This is a genomic window from Pseudomonas sp. TWR3-1-1 (assembly GCF_049896545.1).
Classification (GTDB): domain Bacteria; phylum Pseudomonadota; class Gammaproteobacteria; order Pseudomonadales; family Pseudomonadaceae; genus Aquipseudomonas; species Aquipseudomonas weihenstephanensis.
In genome coordinates, this window is record NZ_JAFCUO010000001.1 from 585311 (window position 1) to 603436 (window position 18126).

Here is an 18126-nt window from a genome sequence, read left to right on the forward strand (position 1 = left end):
CACCCGTGAGCAAACGAAAAAACCCGCCTTCAGGCGGGTTTTTCGTGACGCTAAGTGACAATCAGGCCTTCGGCGGCTCTGAAGAGATCGGGCGGTTTTGCCCGGTCTGTTCGTACCAGCCCCCACCCAGTGCCTTGTACAGGTTGACCTCGCTGGTCAACTGCGAAAGACGGTCACTGATCAACGACTGTTGGGCGCTGAACAACGAGCGCTGGGCATCGAGGAAAGTCAGGTTGCTGTCCACGCCAATGCGATAACGACGTTCGGCTAACCGGTAGTAATCCTGGTTGGCGTTGACGAAATCAGTCTGCGCTTGCAACTGCTGGCTGTAAGTCTGGCGAGCGGCCAAACCGTCAGATACTTCCTGAAATGCCGTCTGGATCGCCTTCTCGTATTGCGAGACGGTGATGTCCTTCTGGATTTTCGAGTAGTCCAGGCTGGCGCGCAAAGCACCTGCGTTGAAGATTGGCAGTGTGATTTGCGGCGAGAACAGCCACGTACCCGAGCCACCCTTGAACAGCCCGGACAAGTCCGGGCTCAAGGTTCCGGCATTGGCGGTGAGGCTGATGCTGGGGAAGAATGCCGCACGGGCCGCGCCGATGTTGGCGTTGGCGGCCAACAGCTTGTGCTCGGCCTCCAGAATGTCCGGGCGACGTTGCAGCAGGTCCGATGGCAAGCCGGCCGGTACTTCGTTCAGCAAGTCGGCAGCCAGCGGCTTGCTCGCGGGCAGGTTCTCTGGAAGCGTCGTGCCGAGCAGCAGCGCCAGGCTGTTCTGATCTTGAGCGACCTGACGGGTGTAACGCGCCAGTTGCACCTTGGCGTTTTCGACCGAGGTACGGGACTGGCTCACATCCAGAGCCGATGCCACGCCCACTTCATTGCTGCGCAAGGTGAGCTTGTAGCTCTCATTGAACGCTTTGAGCGTGTCTTCAGTCAGCTTGAGCAGCTCTTTGTCGGCCTGCCAGGTCAAGTAGGCATTGGCGACGCTGGCAACCAGACTGATCTGAGTGGTGCGGCGGGCTTCTTCGGTTGCAAAGTAGTTTTGCAACGCCTGATCGTTCAGGCTGCGAATCCGCCCGAACAGGTCCAGTTCATACGCGCTGACCCCAAGGGTTGCCGAGTACTGGCTGGTGATGCCCGACTCGCCTGTTTGCGACATGCGCCCAGGTGTGCGTTGACGGCTACCGCTGGCATTCGCGTTTACTGCCGGGAACAGGTCCGCACGCTGAATACGGTACTGCGCGGCATACGCATCAATGTTCAAGGCCGCGACCCGAAGGTCACGGTTGTTGACCAGTGCCGTCTGAATCAACTGTTGCAGGGCCGGGTCATGAAAAAACTGACGCCAGCCTTGCTCGGCAGCCGTTTGATTCGGCGCTTCGTTTGGCTTGTAGGCCGGGCCTTGCGGGTACTGCGCTGCTACCGGCGCTTCAGGGCGCTGGTAGTCAGGGATCAGCGAGCAGCCGCCCAGCGTAAACGCTGCGACCGCTACTGCGAGAAGCGACTTGCTCATTGGCCAGCCTCTTGATTTGGAGTTTTAGTCAGATCTACTTTCGTCTGTTCTTCTTTGTCCTTGCTGCCAAAAGACGACACGGCAACGAAGAACAGAGGCACCCAGAACACGGCCAGAACCGTGGCGGTGATCATACCGCCGATTACACCGGTACCAATGGCGTGCTGGCTGCCTGAACCGGCGCCTGAGGAGATGGCCAACGGGATCACACCCAATACGAACGCCAGCGACGTCATGATGATCGGACGCAGACGCATACGGCACGCCTCGATGGCGGCCTCGGTCAGGGTTCGCCCTTGTTCATGCAGCTCTTTGGCGAACTCGACGATCAGAATGGCGTTTTTCGATGCCAGACCGATGGTCGTGAGCAAGCCCACCTGGAAGTACACGTCGTTGGACAGTCCGCGCAGGCTGGTGGCCAGCAAGGCGCCGATAATCCCCAGCGGTACAACCAACATCACTGCAATCGGGATTGACCAGCTTTCATACAGCGCTGCGAGACACAGGAACACCATCAGCAAGGAAATTGCGTACAAAGCAGGTGCTTGCGAACCCGACAGACGCTCCTCGTATGACAGGCCAGTCCAGGAAATACCTACACCTGCCGGCAGTTTCTTGGCCAGGGCTTCAACTTCAGCCATGGCTTCACCACTGCTGTAGCCGGGTGCCGGGGCACCGAGGATTTCCATGGCTTCTACGCCGTTGTAGCGCGACAGCTTCGGTGCACCGTAGGTCCACTTGCCTTTGGCGAATGCCGAGAACGGCACCATGGTTCCTTCGTCGTTACGCACGTACCACTTCTTCAGGTCTTCGGGGTTCATCCGCGAGTCAGCTTCGCCTTGCAGGTAAACCTTTTTCACACGACCACGGTCGATGAAGTCGTTGACGTAGCTGGCACCCAGACCGATAGACAGAGTGTTGTTGATGTCTGTCAGGCTAACGCCCAGGGCGCGAGCCGCTTCGTCATCGATTTCCAGTTGGTATTGCGGTTCATCGTTCAGGCCGTTAGGTCGCACGCCTGCCAGGATCTTGCTTTGCGATGCCATGCCCAGGAACTGGTTGCGGGCTTGCATCAGCTTTTCGTGACCAATACCGGCGCGGTCTTGCAGGTACACGTCAAAACCGGTGGCATTACCCAGCTCCATCACTGCCGGTGGGGCAAAGGCAAACACCATTGCATCGCGGAAGGTGGAGAAGTGCGCCTGAGCACGGGCTGCCAGTGCAAACACGCTGTTGTCGGCATCACGCTCGCCCCAAGGCTTGAGCATGATGAACGCCAGGCCGGAGCTTTGGCCGCGACCGGCGAAGTTAAAGCCGTTCACGGTAAACACCGAAGACACTGCCGCCGATTCATCGGCGAGCAAGTATTCGCGCATGCGGTCAATCACCACCTGGGTGCGTTCTGCTGTCGTACCGGCCGGGGTTTGGACCTGGGCGAAGAGTACGCCCTGGTCTTCTTCTGGCAGGAACGAGGTAGGAATGCGTGTAAACAGGAAGACCATGCCGACGACGATCAGCACGTATGCCAGCAGGTACGGAGCCTTGTGGCGCAGGATGTTGCCGACACCTTTCTCGTAGCGCTTCACGCCACTGTCGAAAGTGCGGTTGAACCAGCCGAAGAAACCGCGTTTGTTTTCGCCGTGATCCCCTTTTTTGACGGGCTTGAGCATGGTGGCGCACAAGGCCGGGGTGAAGATCAGGGCAACCAGTACCGAAAGCGCCATCGCCGAAACAATAGTGATCGAGAACTGTTTGTAGATCACACCGGTCGAGCCGCTGAAGAACGCCATTGGCAGCAATACGGCTGACAGTACCAAGGCAATACCCACCAGGGCACCCTGGATTTGCTCCATGGATTTCTTGGTGGCTTCCTTGGGTGACAATCCTTCTTCGCTCATGACCCGTTCGACGTTTTCCACCACAACGATGGCGTCGTCCACCAGCAAGCCGATGGCCAGTACCATGCCGAACATGGTCAGGGTGTTAATGCTGAAACCGGCTGCTGCGAGAATGCCGAATGTACCCAGCAATACCACTGGCACCGTCATGGTGGTGATGATGGTGGCACGGAAGTTTTGCAGGAACAGGAACATCACCAGGAACACCAGGGCGACGGCTTCAACCAGGGTTTCAACAACGCCCTTGATCGAGGCCGATACCACTGGCGTGGTGTCGTACGGGTAAACCACTTTCATGCCGGGCGGGAAGAACGGAGCCAGATCATCGATGGTTTTGTGCAGCGCCTTGGCCGTGTCCAGTGCGTTGGCATTGGTGGCCAGTTTGATCGCCAGACCCGAAGACGGTTTGCCGTTGTACTGCGCGCTGATGCTGTAGTTCTCACCGCCCAAAGCGACTTCGGCGACGTCGTGCAGACGTACCTGAGAGCCGTCGGTGTTGACTTTAAGCAGTATCTTTTTGAACTCTTCAGCAGTTTGCAGGCGCGTTTTGCCGATGATGGTTGCGTTCAGCTCTTGACCTTTTACAGCTGGCAGGCCGCCCAGTTGCCCGGAGGACACCTGTACGTTCTGTGAGCTGATAGCGGACTTAACGTCCACCGGGGTCAGGTTGTACTTGTTCAGCTTGGCTGGATCGAGCCAGATACGCATGGCGTACTGGGCGCCGAACACCTGGAAGTCGCCCACACCTTCGGTACGGGAGATCGGATCCTGCATGTTAGAGACGATGTAGTTCGACAAGTCGTCTTTGTTCATGCTGCCGTCTTCAGACACCACACCGATAACCATCAGGAAGTTTTTCACTGCCTTGGTCACGCGGATACCTTGCTGCTGAACCTCTTGAGGCAGCAGTGGGGTCGCCAGGTTGAGCTTGTTCTGCACCTGCACCTGAGCGGTGTCGGGGTCGGTGCCTTGCTCGAACGTGGCGGTGATGGTCATGCTGCCGTCGGAGTTACTTTCAGACGATACATAACGCAGGTGGTCAATACCGTTGAGCTGCTGCTCGATCACCTGGACCACGGTGTCCTGCACGGTTTGCGCCGAAGCGCCCGGGTAGGTCACGGAGATCGAGATAGCCGGCGGTGCGATGCTCGGGTATTGGTTGATCGGAAGTTTGAGGATCGATAGAGCCCCGACCAGCATGATCACCAAGGCGATTACCCAAGCGAAAATCGGACGGTCGATAAAAAATTTCGACATGGTTTACTCCCCTTTACTGCCTGCAGCTTGTTCTGTTGCCGGGGCAGCTGCCGGGGTTGCGCCTTGTGGTTTTTCCATGATCTTGACTTCAACACCTGGCTTGACGAATTGCAGGCCGTCGGTGATCAGGCGATCGCCAGGGTTCAAACCTTTCTCTACCAGCCAGTCGCTGCCCACGGTACGGGATGCTTGCAGTACGCGCAGTTCGACCTTGTTGTCCGGCCCTACAACCATTGCTGTCGGCTGGCCTTTGAGGTTATGCGTCACGCCCACTTGAGGTGCCAGAATCGCGTGGCTGTCGATGCCCGCTTCCAGTTGCGCGTGCACAAACATGCCTGGCAACAGAATCTCGTCGGGGTTGGGGAACAGGGCACGCAGCGTCACGGAACCGGTGGTTTCGTCGACCGACACTTCGCTGAATTCCAAGCGACCTTCTTGTGCGTACTCGCTGCCGTCCGGCAGGGTCAATTTGACCTTGGCTGCGTTATCGCCAGCTTTTTTCAAGCGGCCATCAGCGAGGTCTTTGCGCAGTTCCAGCATCTCGACAGAGGACTGGGTCACGTCAACATAGATGGGGTCCAGTTGAGTAATAACGGCCAGCGCGTTGGCCTGACCGCTGGTCACCAGCGCACCTTCGGTGTACAGCGAGCGACCGATACGGCCGGTCAGCGGCGCCAGCACTTTGGTGTAGCGCAGATTGACTTGAGCGGTATTGAGAGTGGCCTCAGCTTCCAGGCGAGCGGCTTCAGCGTTGTCGTATTCCTGACGGCTCACGGCTTGCTCTGCGACCAATTGCTTGTAGCGATCAGCCAGCGATTTGGCGGATTGTAAGGTCGCGCGGGCACTCAATACGGCACTTTCATAGATAGCCGGATCAATTTGATACAGCTGTTGGCCAACTTTGACGTCAGAGCCTTCTTTGAACAGGCGCTTGAGAATAATCCCGTTGACCTGAGGTCGAACCTCGGCAGAACGATAAGACGTGGTTCGGCCCGGAAGATCAGTGGTCAGGGTGAACGGCTGAGCTTTGAGCGTCACGACGCCGACCTGAGGGATTTGGGGTGCGGGTGCCGCTTCTTCCTTTTTGCATCCGCTGAGCAGCGATGCCAGGGCGACGGCGGCAACCAGAGCGGTAACAGCTGGCTTGAATTGCATGAAGATCCTCGGGTCAGGCACGCGAAAGCGCACAAGAATAGTGGAAGGGTAAAGAAAGCTGTTCCGGGTGGATAAGTAGCTTGCTAAGGAATATACTTACATTCGTGTCTGTTTGTAAATAGCGGGGTTGTGTCGTTAAAGGCATGCCGCAACCCTTTTCAATGCGTGAGATGTAGGCCGGGATAAGGCACAACAAACGCCACCCGATATAGGTTTTGAAGGCTTTACGCCGTGCTCAGAACCGCCCTGATTGAGGTTTTTATTGCCATGGTGCGTCGTACCAAAGAAGAAGCTCAGGAAACCCGCAGTGCCATCCTCGAAGCGGCCGAACGGGCCTTTTATGAACGGGGTGTAGCGCGCACGACGTTGGCGGATATTGCCACGTTGGCGGGTGTGACTCGAGGTGCCATCTACTGGCATTTCAGCAATAAAGCTGACTTGGTACAGGCGATGCTCGATAGCCTGCATGAACCTTTGGACGCATTGGCAAAAGCCAGTGAAAGTCAGGACGAAATTGATCCGCTTGGCTGCATGCGCAAGCTGTTGATCCATTTGTTTCATCAAGTTGCGAACGATCCCAAAACTCGACGTATCAACGAGATTTTGTTTCATAAGTGCGAATTCACTGACGAAATGTGCGATTTGCGTCGTCAGCGCCAAGTCGCGATGGCCGACTGCAACAGTCGAATCGAGCTGACCCTGAGTAATGCAGTTCATCGCCAACAACTCCCTAAAACACTCGACGTACGCCGAGCCGCCATTTGTTTACATGCCTATATCGACGGCATTCTCGGGCAATGGCTACTGGTTCCAGACAGTTTCGAGCTTCATGGAGAGGCAGAGACATGGGTCGACATTGGCCTGGACATGCTACGACTCAATCCTGCGCTGCGAACATCAGACAAAACCGAATCTGAGTCTAGTTCCCTACAGCCATAAGGCGAGAGAAGATTTTGCTCTAATGACTTTTTAAAGTCCGGCGGTCTTTATATACGTCTAGGTCGCGGGTTTAAAGTTAGCGAGCTAAGTATTTTGTAGGTCAATTGTTACGACCTCGTTAATGGAAAGGCCACTCGAGCGGCCTGCACGTCAAAGAGTTGCGCAAGCGCGACACCTCGCGCATTTATTTGTGCGCCATCTTCACTCATGGCTAGAGTTCCCGCGCCGCCTTCCCCTACACTCGGGCAACGCGTTGGCTTAAGGCCAATGCAGCCAGAATCGGGGAGCGGGCACCTGCCTTACTGTGTGTTCGTTCTCGACTAAAGCAAGCAGGCCACGTACGGCATGTGTGCGTGGTGAATTCGAGGAATAACAAGTGAATAAGATTTACTCGAGTGCGCAATCCGCCTTGCAGGGGCTCGTCGAAGACGGCATGACCCTGGCCGTGGGCGGTTTTGGATTGTGTGGGATTCCAGAAGCACTGATCGGCGCCTTGCGTGACACCGGCAAGCGCGACTTGACCGTCATCAGCAACAACGCGGGTGTCGACGGGTTTGGATTGGGCCAACTGCTGGCCACCCGTCAAATACGCAAAATGATTTCTTCCTACGTGGGTGAGAACAAAGAGTTCGAGCGTCAATACCTGGCGGGCGAGCTGGAGCTGGAATTCACCCCGCAAGGCACCCTGGCTGAAAAGCTGCGTGCGGGGGGCGCGGGTATTCCGGCGTTCTTTACCAAAACCGGTTACGGCACCCTGGTTGCCGAAGGCAAGGAAACCCGAGAGTTCGACGGGGAATGGTATGTCATGGAGCGTTCACTGCGTGCGGACGTCGCGTTGGTCAAAGCCTGGAAGGCGGATAAGTCCGGCAACCTGCTGTTCAATAAAACCGCACGTAACTTCAATCCGCTGGCTGCAATGGCGGCCAAAGTGTGTGTAGTTGAAGTTGAAGAGATCGTTGAAGTTGGTGAGATTGAACCTGATCAGGTTCATCTGCCCGGGATTTATGTGCAGCGGCTGATACTCAATGCCACCCCGCAAAAACGCATCGAACAACGCACTGTGCGGAGCGCCTGATCATGGCCTGGACTCGTGAAGAAATGGCGCACCGCGCCGCCCAAGAATTGCAGGATGGTTTCTACGTCAACCTGGGTATCGGTTTGCCGACGCTGGTGGCCAACTACATTCCTGCGGGCATGGACGTGTGGCTGCAAAGTGAGAACGGCTTACTGGGGATTGGCCCATTTCCCACCGAAGATGAAGTCGATGCCGACCTGATTAATGCCGGCAAGCAAACCATCACCACCTTGCCTGGCAGCAGCTTCTTTAATAGTGCCGATTCGTTTGCCATGATTCGCGGCGGGCACATCAACTTGTCGATCCTGGGGGCGATGCAGGTCTCCGAGCACGGTGACCTGGCCAACTGGATGATTCCCGGCAAGATGGTAAAAGGCATGGGCGGTGCAATGGATCTGGTGGCAGGGGTCAAACGCGTCGTCGTGTTGATGGAGCACACTGCCAAAGGTGGCGTTCACAAACTGCTCAAGCAGTGTGATTTGCCGCTGACCGGCGTAGGCGTGGTGGATCGAATCATCACGGATCTGGGCGTGCTTGATGTGACGGAGCAAGGTCTCACGCTCGTTGAGTTGGCTTCAGGTGTTACCCGTGAACAACTTCAAGAAGCTACGGGCTGTGAGATCAACGGCTAAAACGCTGATCAAAGCTTGTAGGCGCTGACGAGAAACACAAGGCTGCGACTACGTAGCGTGCCCTGAAATGTAAAAAAGCCCCGGCTCAGGTGAGGTGAACTGCACCCCAAAAGTTGGACACCCGTCCTGACTTTTGGGGTGTTTTTTCATGAGCAAATACTCAGAGCAATTCAAGCTTGAAGCAATAACCTCTTACCTTGCTGGCGGCACAAGCTATCGTGTGGCCGCTGACAAGCATGAAATAGAGTTTGGAATGCTGCGCCGGTGGGTCGCCAGCTACCGCATCCACGGTGCCGCAAGCCTTAAAAAATACATCGCCGACACAGCCCAGGCTTCAAGCTTTCTGTCTTGCAACGAATGTGGCGTGATGAGCTGTCTTATCGCGAGACGACGGCTTTGTTCGACCTTCGCAACGCCAATCAGGTAGGTATTTGGGAGCGCCAGTATTACAGTGGCGGCATTGAGGCTTTGACCTCTCGCAAACCAGGTCCTGCAGCCAAAATGTCCAAAAAGCCATCCAAACCTGTTACCACTTCTTGTGATGCTGACTCGCCGTCTCGTGAGCAACTGCTCGCCGAAGTGGAGTATTTGCGGATGGAGAACGCTTATTTAAAAAAGCTGAAAGCCTTGATCCAGGCAGACGAACTGGCTGCACGCGCCAAAAAGCGCAAATAGTTCTGGCATTGAGGCTGCACTACCCATTGGACGGCTTGCTTCAAGCGTCTGGCTTGGCACGCAGTACGTTTTACTACCAGCAGAAAGCTTTGCAGGTGATGGACAAGCACGCCTCGCTCAAGACGCAGATCAAATCTGTATTTGAGCAACACAAGGGCCGTTATGGCTATCGGCGCATCACAGCCGCTATAGGTCACTTAGGCACTGTGGTGAACCACAAAAAAATCCAGCGCCTCATGGGGCAGCTACAGCTGAAATCGCTCGTCAGACCCAAGCGATACCGCTCCTATAAAGGCCCTGTAGGCCGTATAGCGCCTAACCATTTGGCGCGTGGGTTCGAGCAGCCCAATCAAAAATGGGTGACTGACATTACAGAGTTCAAGATCGCGGGGGTGAAACTGTACCTTTCGCCTGTTCTTGATCTGTATAACGGCGAAATTGTGGCCTACCAAATGGAGACCGCACCTCGCTTTTCGATGGTGAGCGACATGCTCAAAAAAGCGCTGAGCTGCTTGAAAGCGCATGAGAAACCCATGCTTCACTCAGATCAGGGCTGGCACTACCAGATGGCCGCCTATCGACGTCAGCTTGAGGAAAGAGAGTTGAGTCAGAGTATGTCGCGAAAGGGAAATTGCTATGACAATGCGACGATGGAGAGCTTTTTCGGCACGCTGAAAACCGAGTTTTACTATCTGAACCGCTTCACCAGCGTTGACCAGTTGAAGGCCGGGCTGGATGATTACATCCACTATTACAATCACGAACGCATAAAGCTGAAGCTAAAAGGGCTGAGTCCTGTTCAATACAGAACCCAGCCCGTAAGGCCCTAGCTTCAAACTGTCCAACTTAATGGGGTCAGTTCAGAGGCGGGGCTTTTTGGTGCAGCGTGAATCAGCGTTCCAGATCTTTGAGCTTGCCTTTCACGCCATCCCATTCTGCCGCGTCCGGCAGAGCGTCTTTACGTTCAGTGATGTTTGGCCAGATTTCAGCCAGTTCCACATTCAACTGAATAAACTCTTGCATGTCAGCGGGCACTTCATCTTCGGAGAAGATGGCTTGCGCCGGGCATTCAGGCTCACAAAGCGCGCAGTCAATGCACTCGTCCGGGTGAATCACCAGGAAGTTCGGGCCTTCGTAAAAGCAGTCCACCGGACAGACTTCTACGCAGTCGGTGTACTTGCACTTGATGCAGTTGTCGGTGACGACGAAGGTCATTTCTAATTTTCTCCTCAGGCGGCGGCAGCGAAGCCCTTCCAGGTCGGGTTCGCCAGGTTCGGGAGTGATATCCACTGATCAGGCTAAAAGGCCAGTAGCATCCCGAACCGCGCGCGATTCTAGCGCATGGTTAGATGCGTGTCTTTAATGTGTAGAGCAAATCAAGGGCTTTGCGTGGCGTCAGCTCGTCAAGATCAAGCTTGGCCAAGTCGTCCAGCACCGGATGCGCAAGGCTAGCAAACATATCGCTCTGCTGGGGCGCTGATTTTCTTCCGGGCACCGGAGCAGGCGCTTCATGCGGCAGGCTGGTGGTTTCAAGACGGCTCAAATGCTCCCGTGCGCGGGTGATGACATTGGCCGGAACCCCCGCCAATTGCGCCACTGCAAGGCCATAGCTCTGACTGGCCGGACCGGGCAAGACGTGGTGCAAGAAGACGATGCGCTCATTGTGCTCGGTGGCACTCAAATGCACGTTGGCCACCAATGGCTCGTTTTCCGGCAGTACGGTCAGCTCGAAATAGTGGGTGGCAAACAACGTGTAGGCGCGAAGCTGGGCGAGTCGTTCTGCCGCAGCCCATGCCAGCGACAAACCGTCAAATGTGCTGGTGCCGCGGCCCACTTCGTCCATCAGTACCAGGCTGCGTTCGGTTGCGTTATGCAAGATATTGGCGGTTTCGCTCATTTCCACCATAAAGGTCGAGCGTCCACCGGCCAGGTCATCGCTGGAACCGATACGGGTAAAGATCCGGTCGACCAGCGACAGTTCGCAGCTGGCGGCCGGAACAAAGCTGCCGATGTGTGCCAGCAACACGATCAGCGCGGTTTGTCGCATATAAGTCGATTTACCGCCCATGTTCGGGCCGGTAATCACCAGCATGCGGGTGTTGTCATCCAGTGCCAGATCGTTGGCCACAAACGGTGTGGTCAGTACTTGCTCAACCACCGGGTGACGGCCCTGGCTTATGCGCATGCACGGTTCTTCAACAAAGCGCGGGCAATTCAAATCGAGGTTCAGTGCACGCTCGGCCAGGTTGCTCAAAACGTCCAGTTCGGCTAAAGCCGCGGCCGTGTCTTGAAGCGGTGGCAACTCGCCGATCAAGGTTTCGAGCAACGCTTCGTAAAGCATCTTTTCGCGTGCCAGTGCACGGCTCTTGGCCGACAAGGCTTTGTCTTCAAACGCCTTGAGTTCCGGGGTGATAAACCGTTCGGCGCCTTTGAGGGTTTGACGGCGAATGTAATCGGCGGGTGCCTGTTCGGCCTGTTTGCTCGGCAGTTCGATGAAGTAACCGTGCACTCGGTTGTAACCGACCTTAAGGTTGGCCAGTCCGGTGCGGGCTTTTTCGCGTGCTTCCAGGTCGATCAGAAACTGACCGGCGTTTTCGCTCAGGGCTTGCAGCTCATCGAGTTCGGCGTCATAGCCGGTCTTCAGCACGCCGCCGTCGCGAATGACCGCAGGCGGATTATCAATAATGGCTCTGTCCAGCAACGCGGCCAGCTCGGGGTAGGTGCTGGTGGTCACGGCCAGTTGCTGCAAGTGCGGGGCATGCAGGTCCAGCATGGCGTCTTGCAGTTCAGGCAGTGCCGCCAGGGCATCGCGCAGTCGGGCCAGGTCGCGCGGCCGCGCATTACGCAGGCCGATACGCGCCAGAATACGCTCCAGATCGCCGATTTCCTTGAGCTGCGGTTGCAAGCGCTCAAAACGGTAGCCATCGAGCAAACAGGTGATTGACGACTGGCGCGCCAACAGAACGGGCAGGTCGCGTAGCGGACGGTTCAACCAACGGGTCAGCAAGCGGCTGCCCATTGAGGTTTGGCAGCGATCAACCACCGATTGCAGTGTGTTATCACGCCCCCCCGCCAGGTTGGTATCCAGCTCAAGGTTGCGTCGGCTGGCGCCGTCCAGCACCACGGTGTCATCGAGTCGTTCATGGCGCAGGCTGCGTAAATGGGGCAGGGCGGTGCGCTGGGTTTCTTTGGCGTAGCTGAGCAAACAGCCTGCGGCGCCAATGGCCAGGGTCAGGTTCTCGCAGCCAAAGCCCTTAAGGTCCTGGGTCGAGAACTGTTGGCACAGGCTTTTTAATGCAGAGTCGCGCTCAAAGTCCCACGGCGCTCGACGACGTACGCCACGGCGCTTCTCGGCTGGCAGGCCTTGTGGCCAGTCATCCGGGATCATCAGCTCAACCGGGTTGATGCGCTCCAGCTCAGCCAGCAGGTTTTCCCAGCCCTTGATCTCGACGACCGAAAAGTTACCACTGGTGATATCCAGCACGGCCAGGCCAAACAGGCGCTCATCACCCAGCACGGCGGCGATCAGGTTATCGCGGCGCTCATCCAGCAACGCTTCGTCACTGACCGTACCCGGCGTGATGATGCGCACCACCTGACGGTCGACCGGGCCTTTACTGGTGGCCGGGTCGCCTACTTGCTCGCAAATCACCACCGACTCGCCGAGCTTGACCAGCTTGGCCAAATAGCCTTCGGCTGCGTGGTAAGGAATCCCGCACATCGGAATCGCCTGCCCTGCCGACTGCCCACGCGCCGTGAGAGTGATGTCCAGCAATTTGGCGGCCTTCTTTGCATCCTCATAGAAGATTTCGTAGAAGTCGCCCATGCGATAGAACATCAACTGATCAGGGTGCTGGTTCTTCAGGCGCCAGTACTGCTGCATCATCGGCGTGTGTGAGGACAGATCGGAAGTATTTTTACTCATCAGGGCTTAGGCGGATTCATTTAAAAAGAGGGGTGAAAAGCGGGTGCCACGCACGGCTTTTTGCAATGGGCGCAAGGTTAACACGGGTAATGCCTGCTTAGCAGGCGCGGTGGGAAGACAACGAATCGCGCAATATGCCAAATAGCATTTGCGATCAGTAAAAAATGTAATCACTATTCGCGTCATGCACAATCGTACTGTTTCTACCGTCTTAAAAGAGCTGCTTGCTCGCCAAGGGATCTCTCCTACAGAGCTTCACCGGCGTACAGGTGTGCCTCAATCCACGCTCTCGCGCATTTTGAACGGCAAGATTGCCGATCCTTCGGATAAACATATCTCTCGTTTGGCTGAGTATTTTGGGGTCAGCACGGATCAATTACGCGGGCGCGTTGAGATTTCAGTACCGGGTGATGAGCCGTCGCCGCCAGGGCATGAAGATCTTAAGGACATAACTCTGTGGGATGACGACACGCCCATCGAAGACGATGAAGTCTGTATCCCTTTTTTACGTGAGGTTGAGTTGGCTGCTGGATCAGGAAGATTCGCCATCGAAGAAAGTGAGAAGTCTAAACTGCGCTTTGGCAAGCGCAGCCTGCGCCATAACGGCGTGCAGTTCGACCAGGCCAAATGCGTCACTGTGCGCGGTAATAGCATGTTGCCAGTACTGCGCGACGGTGCGACGGTTGGGGTGAATGCGGGGAAAACCTCTATAGGAGACATCATTGATGGCGACCTGTATGCGATCAATCACAATGGCCAGCTGCGGGTAAAACAACTGTATCGCCTGCCTTCGGGAATACGCCTTCGCAGTTTTAATCGCGAAGAACATCCTGATGAGGACTATACGTTTCAGGATATGCAAGAAGAGCAAATAGCCATCCTTGGTCATGTTTTCTGGTGGGGCATGTACGCCCGATAGTCTGTATGTCTTAAAAACCCACTGATAAGTGGGTTTTTTTTCGCCCCTAAAAAAGTCGGGCGCATTGATTTTAAAAGGATTTATGCGCCCATGCATTTATTATGAATAAACAAATGCATTTGTGCATTGACTGTATATGCATACATGCATAGTATCTGTCTCAAGCCGGCCTTACAGCCAGTGAACAGGCAGCGATGGACGAGCCTTATCGTTCAGAGGGTTGGCAACTGACCCGGGTGTGCAGCGTAAAGCACCGTAAGCAGTTATCTGGCGGACAGGGTCGCGGTCGGAAAAACATGTGAATGGATTCGTACCGCGCCAGTAGCGCCGAAAAATCCGGGACCGTATTGCTGAAATGTCTGAAACGGCCGGTGTGACATGCGTTCGCCCCGGTCATTTCGGACCTTTTGGAATGCCTACCCACGGATGTGCAGGTATCCCAGTCAATCCCATCGCCTGCCGCTGACGGGCATTTATGAAGGAGGCGAATAATGACACCTGAAGAACACGCGTTGCTGGACATGCCGATATGGCTGGTCATCGTTTTAGCGCTGTTAGGCGGGGTCTCGGGCGAAATGTGGCGTGCAGATAAAGAAGGCGCTCGCGGCTGGCCATTGGTTCGACGCATTGCGTTGCGCTCCGGAGCCTGCATGGTGTGCGGGGTTTCGGCTACTTTTTTACTGTATGCCAACGGCGTATCTATGTTGGCAGCGAGCGCATTCGGTTGCCTGACCGCTATGGCTGGTGCCGATATGGCCATTGGCTTATATGAGCGCTGGACGGCCAAGCGGCTGGGCGTTTGCGACATACCGCCTCGAGATACTCCTCCCGACGAATCCCCTTGATCAGAGGTTTTCCACTCACAGCAGGTGAACGATGAATGATGAAGAACTGGCGGCAATCAATCGGCTGGTCAGCGCCTTGCAAGCCCAGTCAGATGCGCAGATGGCCTTGAATACGAGGCTACATGACCTGGCGCAGAGCAATCAGGCGCTGGTCGATTATCTGAAAAGCCGCGAGCCCGATCCCACAGCGCCTCCATATCTGGATGGCTCACCGGCACCTTGACCCCAAACATGCTTATCCATACAGCCCGCGGATGCGGGTTTTTTAATGTTCGTAGGAGAACACCCGATGTCGATTCTTACCCAAGGCACACAAATTTTCGCGCTTGTGCCAGCGCTCGATGGCAGCGCGCCTTACACCGTGTTGGAGGTTGAACACGCGACCTCTTTCGATCCGGGCGGCGCACCCGCTGAGCAAATTGAAGACACCAGTCTTGAAGCTCAGGAGCGCACCTATAAAAAAGGTCTGCGCACACCCGGCACGGCCAGTCTTGGCCTGAATGCCGACCCCACAAACGCCAGCCATATCCGTCTCCATCAATTGTCTGAGGCCAAAGGTGCTACGGGGATTAAATGGGTCGTGGGCTGGTCCGACGGCCAAGGCATCAAACCCACTGTCAATACTCGGGGCGACGATTTTGAATTGCCTGCCACTCGTACCTGGTTCGCGTTCGACGGTTACGTCGCAGACTTTCCTTTCAACTTCGCCCTCAATGCCGTGGTGACTACCACCGTGAGCATCCAGCGTACCGGCGGTTCCGCCTGGATCAAAAAGGTCTGACCACGCCTATGAACCTTCAGCAACTCAAAGCCAGCGGCGGCATTGTCGATGGCAACTGCGTAAAAAAAGTCGTGCAGTGGACTCACCTTGACCCCGCAGGAGACAGCATCACCGACGCCGTGACGGTGCACGTGCGACGTCAGTCTTTTGGGGTGATAGAACAGTTGTTCGCATCGGATGGCAGTGAGCAAAGTCGCAATGCGCGATATATCGCTGCCTCAGTTCGTTTGGGGCAGGACGCCGATGAGGCGTTGAGCTACGAAGATGCCTACAGCCTGGAGCCCGGCTTGGGATTCCTGCTACTCAATGCCGTGAATGAAGTTAACGGTACAGGAGGTGCAGGAACAAAGAACTGACGGCCGCCGATGAGTTTTGGCACGAACTGGTGCTCAACGGAATCGGCGGCCGAACCATAGACGAAGCCAAAAAGCGCATGAGTTACCGGGAAGCGCTCGCGTGGGGGGGGTATATCGATCGATATGGCTCTCTCAACCTTGCGCGAAGGATGGAAGCCAGCAGCGCGCTCATTGCATTGCAGGCGTATCGGCTAGGCGGTGGTGAGGCCCAGTTGATGGATTTCATGCCGTATGAACGGCGTCTAGGCGTGGCCTTGGAACAGGCCATGAGTGAATGGCGCTGAGTCTGATCCTCAACCGACCCGTCACTGCGACGGGTTTTGAGCAGAGAGAAAACTATGGCAACAGCGTCTAAAACGAACTGGACGGTTGACCTGAGCGGCCTTGAGCAGATGTTGGCACAAGCCGTGCGCATCACCGAGCAGCGGATGACAGCTATACAAAAGCGCGTCGAAACGGCGGGCAAGCACATGGGAGATACCCTGACGGCCTCAGGCCAAGCAATTGCGCAGGCGACCCAAGGCACTTTCAGAACTGTGCAGCGCGAAACCAATATGCAGTTGAACGTGCCTTATGCCAAAGAGTTGATAGCTCTGAAGGCGAATGGCGCGCTGGGGGCCGCTCAAATCGGTATGGGTAAGCGTCAGCAAGCTAGTGCTGGCGTACTGAGCGGCATCGACACGGAGTACGCTCAGTCTAAAAGCGCCCTTAAGATCCAGTTTCCCGAGGGTGCCAACGGTCAGGGTGGCGAGGCGTATCTCAGTCAACTGAAAACAATCGAAAACCGGCATCTGGACTTCACCCAACAGGTGCAAGCTAATTACGCAGAGATGAGCCAAGCCCAAGGTAATTGGGTTAATGGTGCAACGTCTGCATGGCAGGACTATCTGGACTCTTCTGGCAATGTGGCAGCGAAATCCAGAGAGGTGTTCACCAAAGCCTTTGAGGGTATGAGCGATGCGGTGACAATGTTTGTAACCACGGGTAAGTTTTCGTTCTCCGATTTTGCGACCTCTGTGCTCAAGGACATGGCGCAACTGGCTGCTCAGACCGCTGCGTCCAAAGGATTGGGTTTTTTGTTCAGCATGGCCAGTAGCGCGGTGGGGGCGATGTTTAACTCGCCGTCGACGCCGCCAGTGAGTGGTGCTTCGTTGCCGGGGTTTGAGTTCGACTTCAACCCGGCGTTGAGTACGAGCGGGCTCACTGCCTATAAATTTGCCAATGGCGGTGCCTTCACGAACAGCGTGGCCACAGGCCCAACGTTAGCTCCGATGGCGTTATTTGGAGAAGCGGGCCCAGAAGCGATCATGCCTTTGAGCCGTGGTGCCGATGGTGCACTGGGTATTCGCGCCCTGAGTGGTTCAGGCGGTTCAAGCAGCAGTAATCAGGTGGTGATCCAGCAAACCATTAACGTGGCCGATGGCCAAGGCAACACGGCGGGCGGCGAGACAGCCAGTCAAGACATTGCAAAGGCGTATGCAGGCTCAGCCAAGCAGGGCGCAGCCGAACAAATCGCCCGCGACCTTAAACCGGGCGGGCAAATCTGGTCCGCCATCCACGGCCGCTGAATATCAGCGGCTGCAACGGCCCACACCCGGAGAACACATGAGCGCAAAAACGTTTACCTGGATTCCTAAAGTCGAACCGGTGGGCACGGTCGAGTTTCGCCTCAAAACTGCCCAGTTCGGTGATGGGTATCAGCAAGTGCTCAAGGACGGTCTCAACCACAAGACTCAATCCTGGCCACTGACATTTGTCGGCGATCAGGTGCAGATAAAAGCCATTATCGACTTTCTGGATGAGCACGCTGGTGCCACAGCCTTTTACTGGGCGGCACCATTGAGCGAACCCGCACTCTACCGCTGCAAGCGCTACCAGCCGACCCCGATGGGCGCAGGGCTCTACACCTTGGCCGCCACGTTCGAGCAAGCGTTTCATCCCTGAGCGGGTACAAACAAAAGGACTTGTTCATGCTCGCAGATTTTCGTTGCGCCAAATGCAACCGGTTACTGGCACGCGTCGGTGAAAACAGCCAGCTCCAAATCAAATGTTCGCGCTGTGCGACGTTGAATGCTGTGAAGACCTTGAGTCTCGATCCATCGCCTTTGAGCGACACACGTGCAGCCATTGTTGCGCGACAACATTGATCTACTCAA

At 55.9% G+C, this 18126-nt stretch carries 17 protein-coding genes and 1 pseudogene; 13 read left to right on the forward strand and 5 right to left on the reverse strand.

Features of this window, described 5'->3' with window-relative positions; translation table 11 throughout:
• Positions 1-61: 61 nt before the first annotated feature.
• The 3 genes from ACP7A4_RS02795 to ACP7A4_RS02805 are packed head-to-tail and all read right to left on the reverse strand — an operon-like array spanning position 62 to position 5823.
• Complete coding sequence (locus ACP7A4_RS02795) at positions 62-1513, reverse strand: AdeC/AdeK/OprM family multidrug efflux complex outer membrane factor (RefSeq protein WP_048362737.1); 1452 nt, start codon at positions 1511-1513, stop codon at positions 62-64.
• On the reverse strand, positions 1510-4668 hold the full coding sequence (locus tag ACP7A4_RS02800) for an efflux RND transporter permease subunit (RefSeq protein WP_426245436.1): 3159 nt from the start codon (positions 4666-4668) through the stop codon (positions 1510-1512). The genes ACP7A4_RS02795 and ACP7A4_RS02800 overlap by 4 nt, the downstream gene beginning before the upstream one ends.
• A 3-nt stretch (positions 4669-4671) precedes the next feature.
• Positions 4672-5823 (reverse strand): efflux RND transporter periplasmic adaptor subunit, encoded by a 1152-nt coding sequence (locus tag ACP7A4_RS02805; protein ID WP_048362739.1) that lies wholly within the window; start codon positions 5821-5823, stop codon positions 4672-4674.
• A gap of 267 nt (positions 5824-6090) precedes the next feature.
• On the opposite strand from ACP7A4_RS02805, the gene ACP7A4_RS02810 reads away from it, so the two are divergent.
• From ACP7A4_RS02810 to ACP7A4_RS02825, 4 genes and pseudogenes are all read left to right on the forward strand, one after another.
• Complete coding sequence (locus ACP7A4_RS02810) at positions 6091-6762, forward strand: TetR family transcriptional regulator (protein WP_059765185.1); 672 nt, start codon at positions 6091-6093, stop codon at positions 6760-6762.
• 376 nt (positions 6763-7138) lie between these two features.
• On the forward strand, positions 7139-7837 hold the full coding sequence (locus ACP7A4_RS02815) for a CoA transferase subunit A (RefSeq protein ID WP_059764827.1): 699 nt from the start codon (positions 7139-7141) through the stop codon (positions 7835-7837).
• Between the two features lie 2 nt (positions 7838-7839).
• Positions 7840-8469: a CoA transferase subunit B gene (locus ACP7A4_RS02820; RefSeq protein WP_048401058.1), complete on the forward strand. Its 630-nt coding sequence runs from the start codon at positions 7840-7842 to the stop codon at positions 8467-8469.
• Between the two features lie 148 nt (positions 8470-8617).
• A pseudogene (locus ACP7A4_RS02825) lies at positions 8618-9974 on the forward strand (IS3 family transposase).
• Between the two features lie 61 nt (positions 9975-10035).
• Here ACP7A4_RS02825 and fdxA read toward each other — a convergent pair.
• Both fdxA and mutS read right to left on the reverse strand, forming a co-directional pair.
• Positions 10036-10359: a ferredoxin FdxA gene (gene fdxA, locus ACP7A4_RS02830; protein ID WP_048362742.1), complete on the reverse strand. Its 324-nt coding sequence runs from the start codon at positions 10357-10359 to the stop codon at positions 10036-10038.
• Between the two features lie 130 nt (positions 10360-10489).
• The gene (gene mutS / locus ACP7A4_RS02835) at positions 10490-13069 is read right to left on the reverse strand and encodes a DNA mismatch repair protein MutS (protein ID WP_048401056.1); all 2580 of its coding nucleotides are present in this window, start codon (positions 13067-13069) and stop codon (positions 10490-10492) included.
• A gap of 184 nt (positions 13070-13253) precedes the next feature.
• Between mutS and ACP7A4_RS02840 the strand changes: the two genes are divergently transcribed.
• From ACP7A4_RS02840 to ACP7A4_RS02880, 9 genes are all read left to right on the forward strand, one after another.
• Entirely contained in the window at positions 13254-13988 is a 735-nt protein-coding gene (locus ACP7A4_RS02840) for a LexA family transcriptional regulator (RefSeq protein WP_426245440.1), read from the forward strand.
• A 491-nt stretch (positions 13989-14479) separates the two neighbouring features.
• Positions 14480-14833 (forward strand): phage holin family protein, encoded by a 354-nt coding sequence (locus ACP7A4_RS02845; RefSeq protein ID WP_059764820.1) that lies wholly within the window; start codon positions 14480-14482, stop codon positions 14831-14833.
• 31 nt (positions 14834-14864) lie between these two features.
• Positions 14865-15056, forward strand: a complete 192-nt coding sequence (locus tag ACP7A4_RS02850; protein WP_059764817.1) for a hypothetical protein — start codon at positions 14865-14867, stop codon at positions 15054-15056.
• A gap of 66 nt (positions 15057-15122) precedes the next feature.
• Positions 15123-15614: a phage tail tube protein gene (locus ACP7A4_RS02855; RefSeq protein ID WP_059764814.1), complete on the forward strand. Its 492-nt coding sequence runs from the start codon at positions 15123-15125 to the stop codon at positions 15612-15614.
• Positions 15615-15622: 8 nt separating this feature from the next.
• The gene (locus ACP7A4_RS02860) at positions 15623-15970 is read left to right on the forward strand and encodes a phage tail assembly chaperone family protein, TAC (RefSeq protein WP_059764812.1); all 348 of its coding nucleotides are present in this window, start codon (positions 15623-15625) and stop codon (positions 15968-15970) included.
• A 149-nt stretch (positions 15971-16119) separates the two neighbouring features.
• Positions 16120-16254 (forward strand): hypothetical protein, encoded by a 135-nt coding sequence (locus ACP7A4_RS02865; protein WP_371260638.1) that lies wholly within the window; start codon positions 16120-16122, stop codon positions 16252-16254.
• A 54-nt stretch (positions 16255-16308) separates the two neighbouring features.
• The gene (locus ACP7A4_RS02870; protein WP_426245443.1) at positions 16309-17538 is read left to right on the forward strand and encodes a phage tail tape measure protein; all 1230 of its coding nucleotides are present in this window, start codon (positions 16309-16311) and stop codon (positions 17536-17538) included.
• A gap of 37 nt (positions 17539-17575) precedes the next feature.
• On the forward strand, positions 17576-17914 hold the full coding sequence (locus tag ACP7A4_RS02875) for a phage tail protein (RefSeq protein WP_059764806.1): 339 nt from the start codon (positions 17576-17578) through the stop codon (positions 17912-17914).
• A 26-nt stretch (positions 17915-17940) separates the two neighbouring features.
• Positions 17941-18117 (forward strand): Com family DNA-binding transcriptional regulator, encoded by a 177-nt coding sequence (locus tag ACP7A4_RS02880; protein ID WP_082706832.1) that lies wholly within the window; start codon positions 17941-17943, stop codon positions 18115-18117.
• Positions 18118-18126 lie beyond the last annotated feature (9 nt).

Bases quoted from the DNA above. Each gene is read 5' to 3' on its own strand.
- ACP7A4_RS02860 (WP_059764812.1), top strand. From the start codon at position 15,623: ATGAACCTTCAGCAACTCAAAGCCAGCGGCGGCATTGTCGATGGCAAC.
- fdxA (WP_048362742.1), bottom strand. From the start codon at position 10,359: ATGACCTTCGTCGTCACCGACAACTGCATCAAGTGCAAGTACACCGAC.
- ACP7A4_RS02805 (WP_048362739.1), bottom strand. From the start codon at position 5,823: ATGCAATTCAAGCCAGCTGTTACCGCTCTGGTTGCCGCCGTCGCCCTG.
- ACP7A4_RS02840 (WP_426245440.1), top strand. From the start codon at position 13,254: ATGCACAATCGTACTGTTTCTACCGTCTTAAAAGAGCTGCTTGCTCGC.
- ACP7A4_RS02865 (WP_371260638.1), top strand. From the start codon at position 16,120: ATGGAAGCCAGCAGCGCGCTCATTGCATTGCAGGCGTATCGGCTAGGC.
- ACP7A4_RS02810 (WP_059765185.1), top strand. From the start codon at position 6,091: ATGGTGCGTCGTACCAAAGAAGAAGCTCAGGAAACCCGCAGTGCCATC.
- ACP7A4_RS02820 (WP_048401058.1), top strand. From the start codon at position 7,840: ATGGCCTGGACTCGTGAAGAAATGGCGCACCGCGCCGCCCAAGAATTG.
- ACP7A4_RS02850 (WP_059764817.1), top strand. From the start codon at position 14,865: ATGAATGATGAAGAACTGGCGGCAATCAATCGGCTGGTCAGCGCCTTG.
- mutS (WP_048401056.1), bottom strand. From the start codon at position 13,069: ATGAGTAAAAATACTTCCGATCTGTCCTCACACACGCCGATGATGCAG.
- ACP7A4_RS02800 (WP_426245436.1), bottom strand. From the start codon at position 4,668: ATGTCGAAATTTTTTATCGACCGTCCGATTTTCGCTTGGGTAATCGCC.
- ACP7A4_RS02845 (WP_059764820.1), top strand. From the start codon at position 14,480: ATGACACCTGAAGAACACGCGTTGCTGGACATGCCGATATGGCTGGTC.
- ACP7A4_RS02880 (WP_082706832.1), top strand. From the start codon at position 17,941: ATGCTCGCAGATTTTCGTTGCGCCAAATGCAACCGGTTACTGGCACGC.
- ACP7A4_RS02870 (WP_426245443.1), top strand. From the start codon at position 16,309: ATGGCAACAGCGTCTAAAACGAACTGGACGGTTGACCTGAGCGGCCTT.
- ACP7A4_RS02875 (WP_059764806.1), top strand. From the start codon at position 17,576: ATGAGCGCAAAAACGTTTACCTGGATTCCTAAAGTCGAACCGGTGGGC.
- ACP7A4_RS02795 (WP_048362737.1), bottom strand. From the start codon at position 1,513: ATGAGCAAGTCGCTTCTCGCAGTAGCGGTCGCAGCGTTTACGCTGGGC.
- ACP7A4_RS02855 (WP_059764814.1), top strand. From the start codon at position 15,123: ATGTCGATTCTTACCCAAGGCACACAAATTTTCGCGCTTGTGCCAGCG.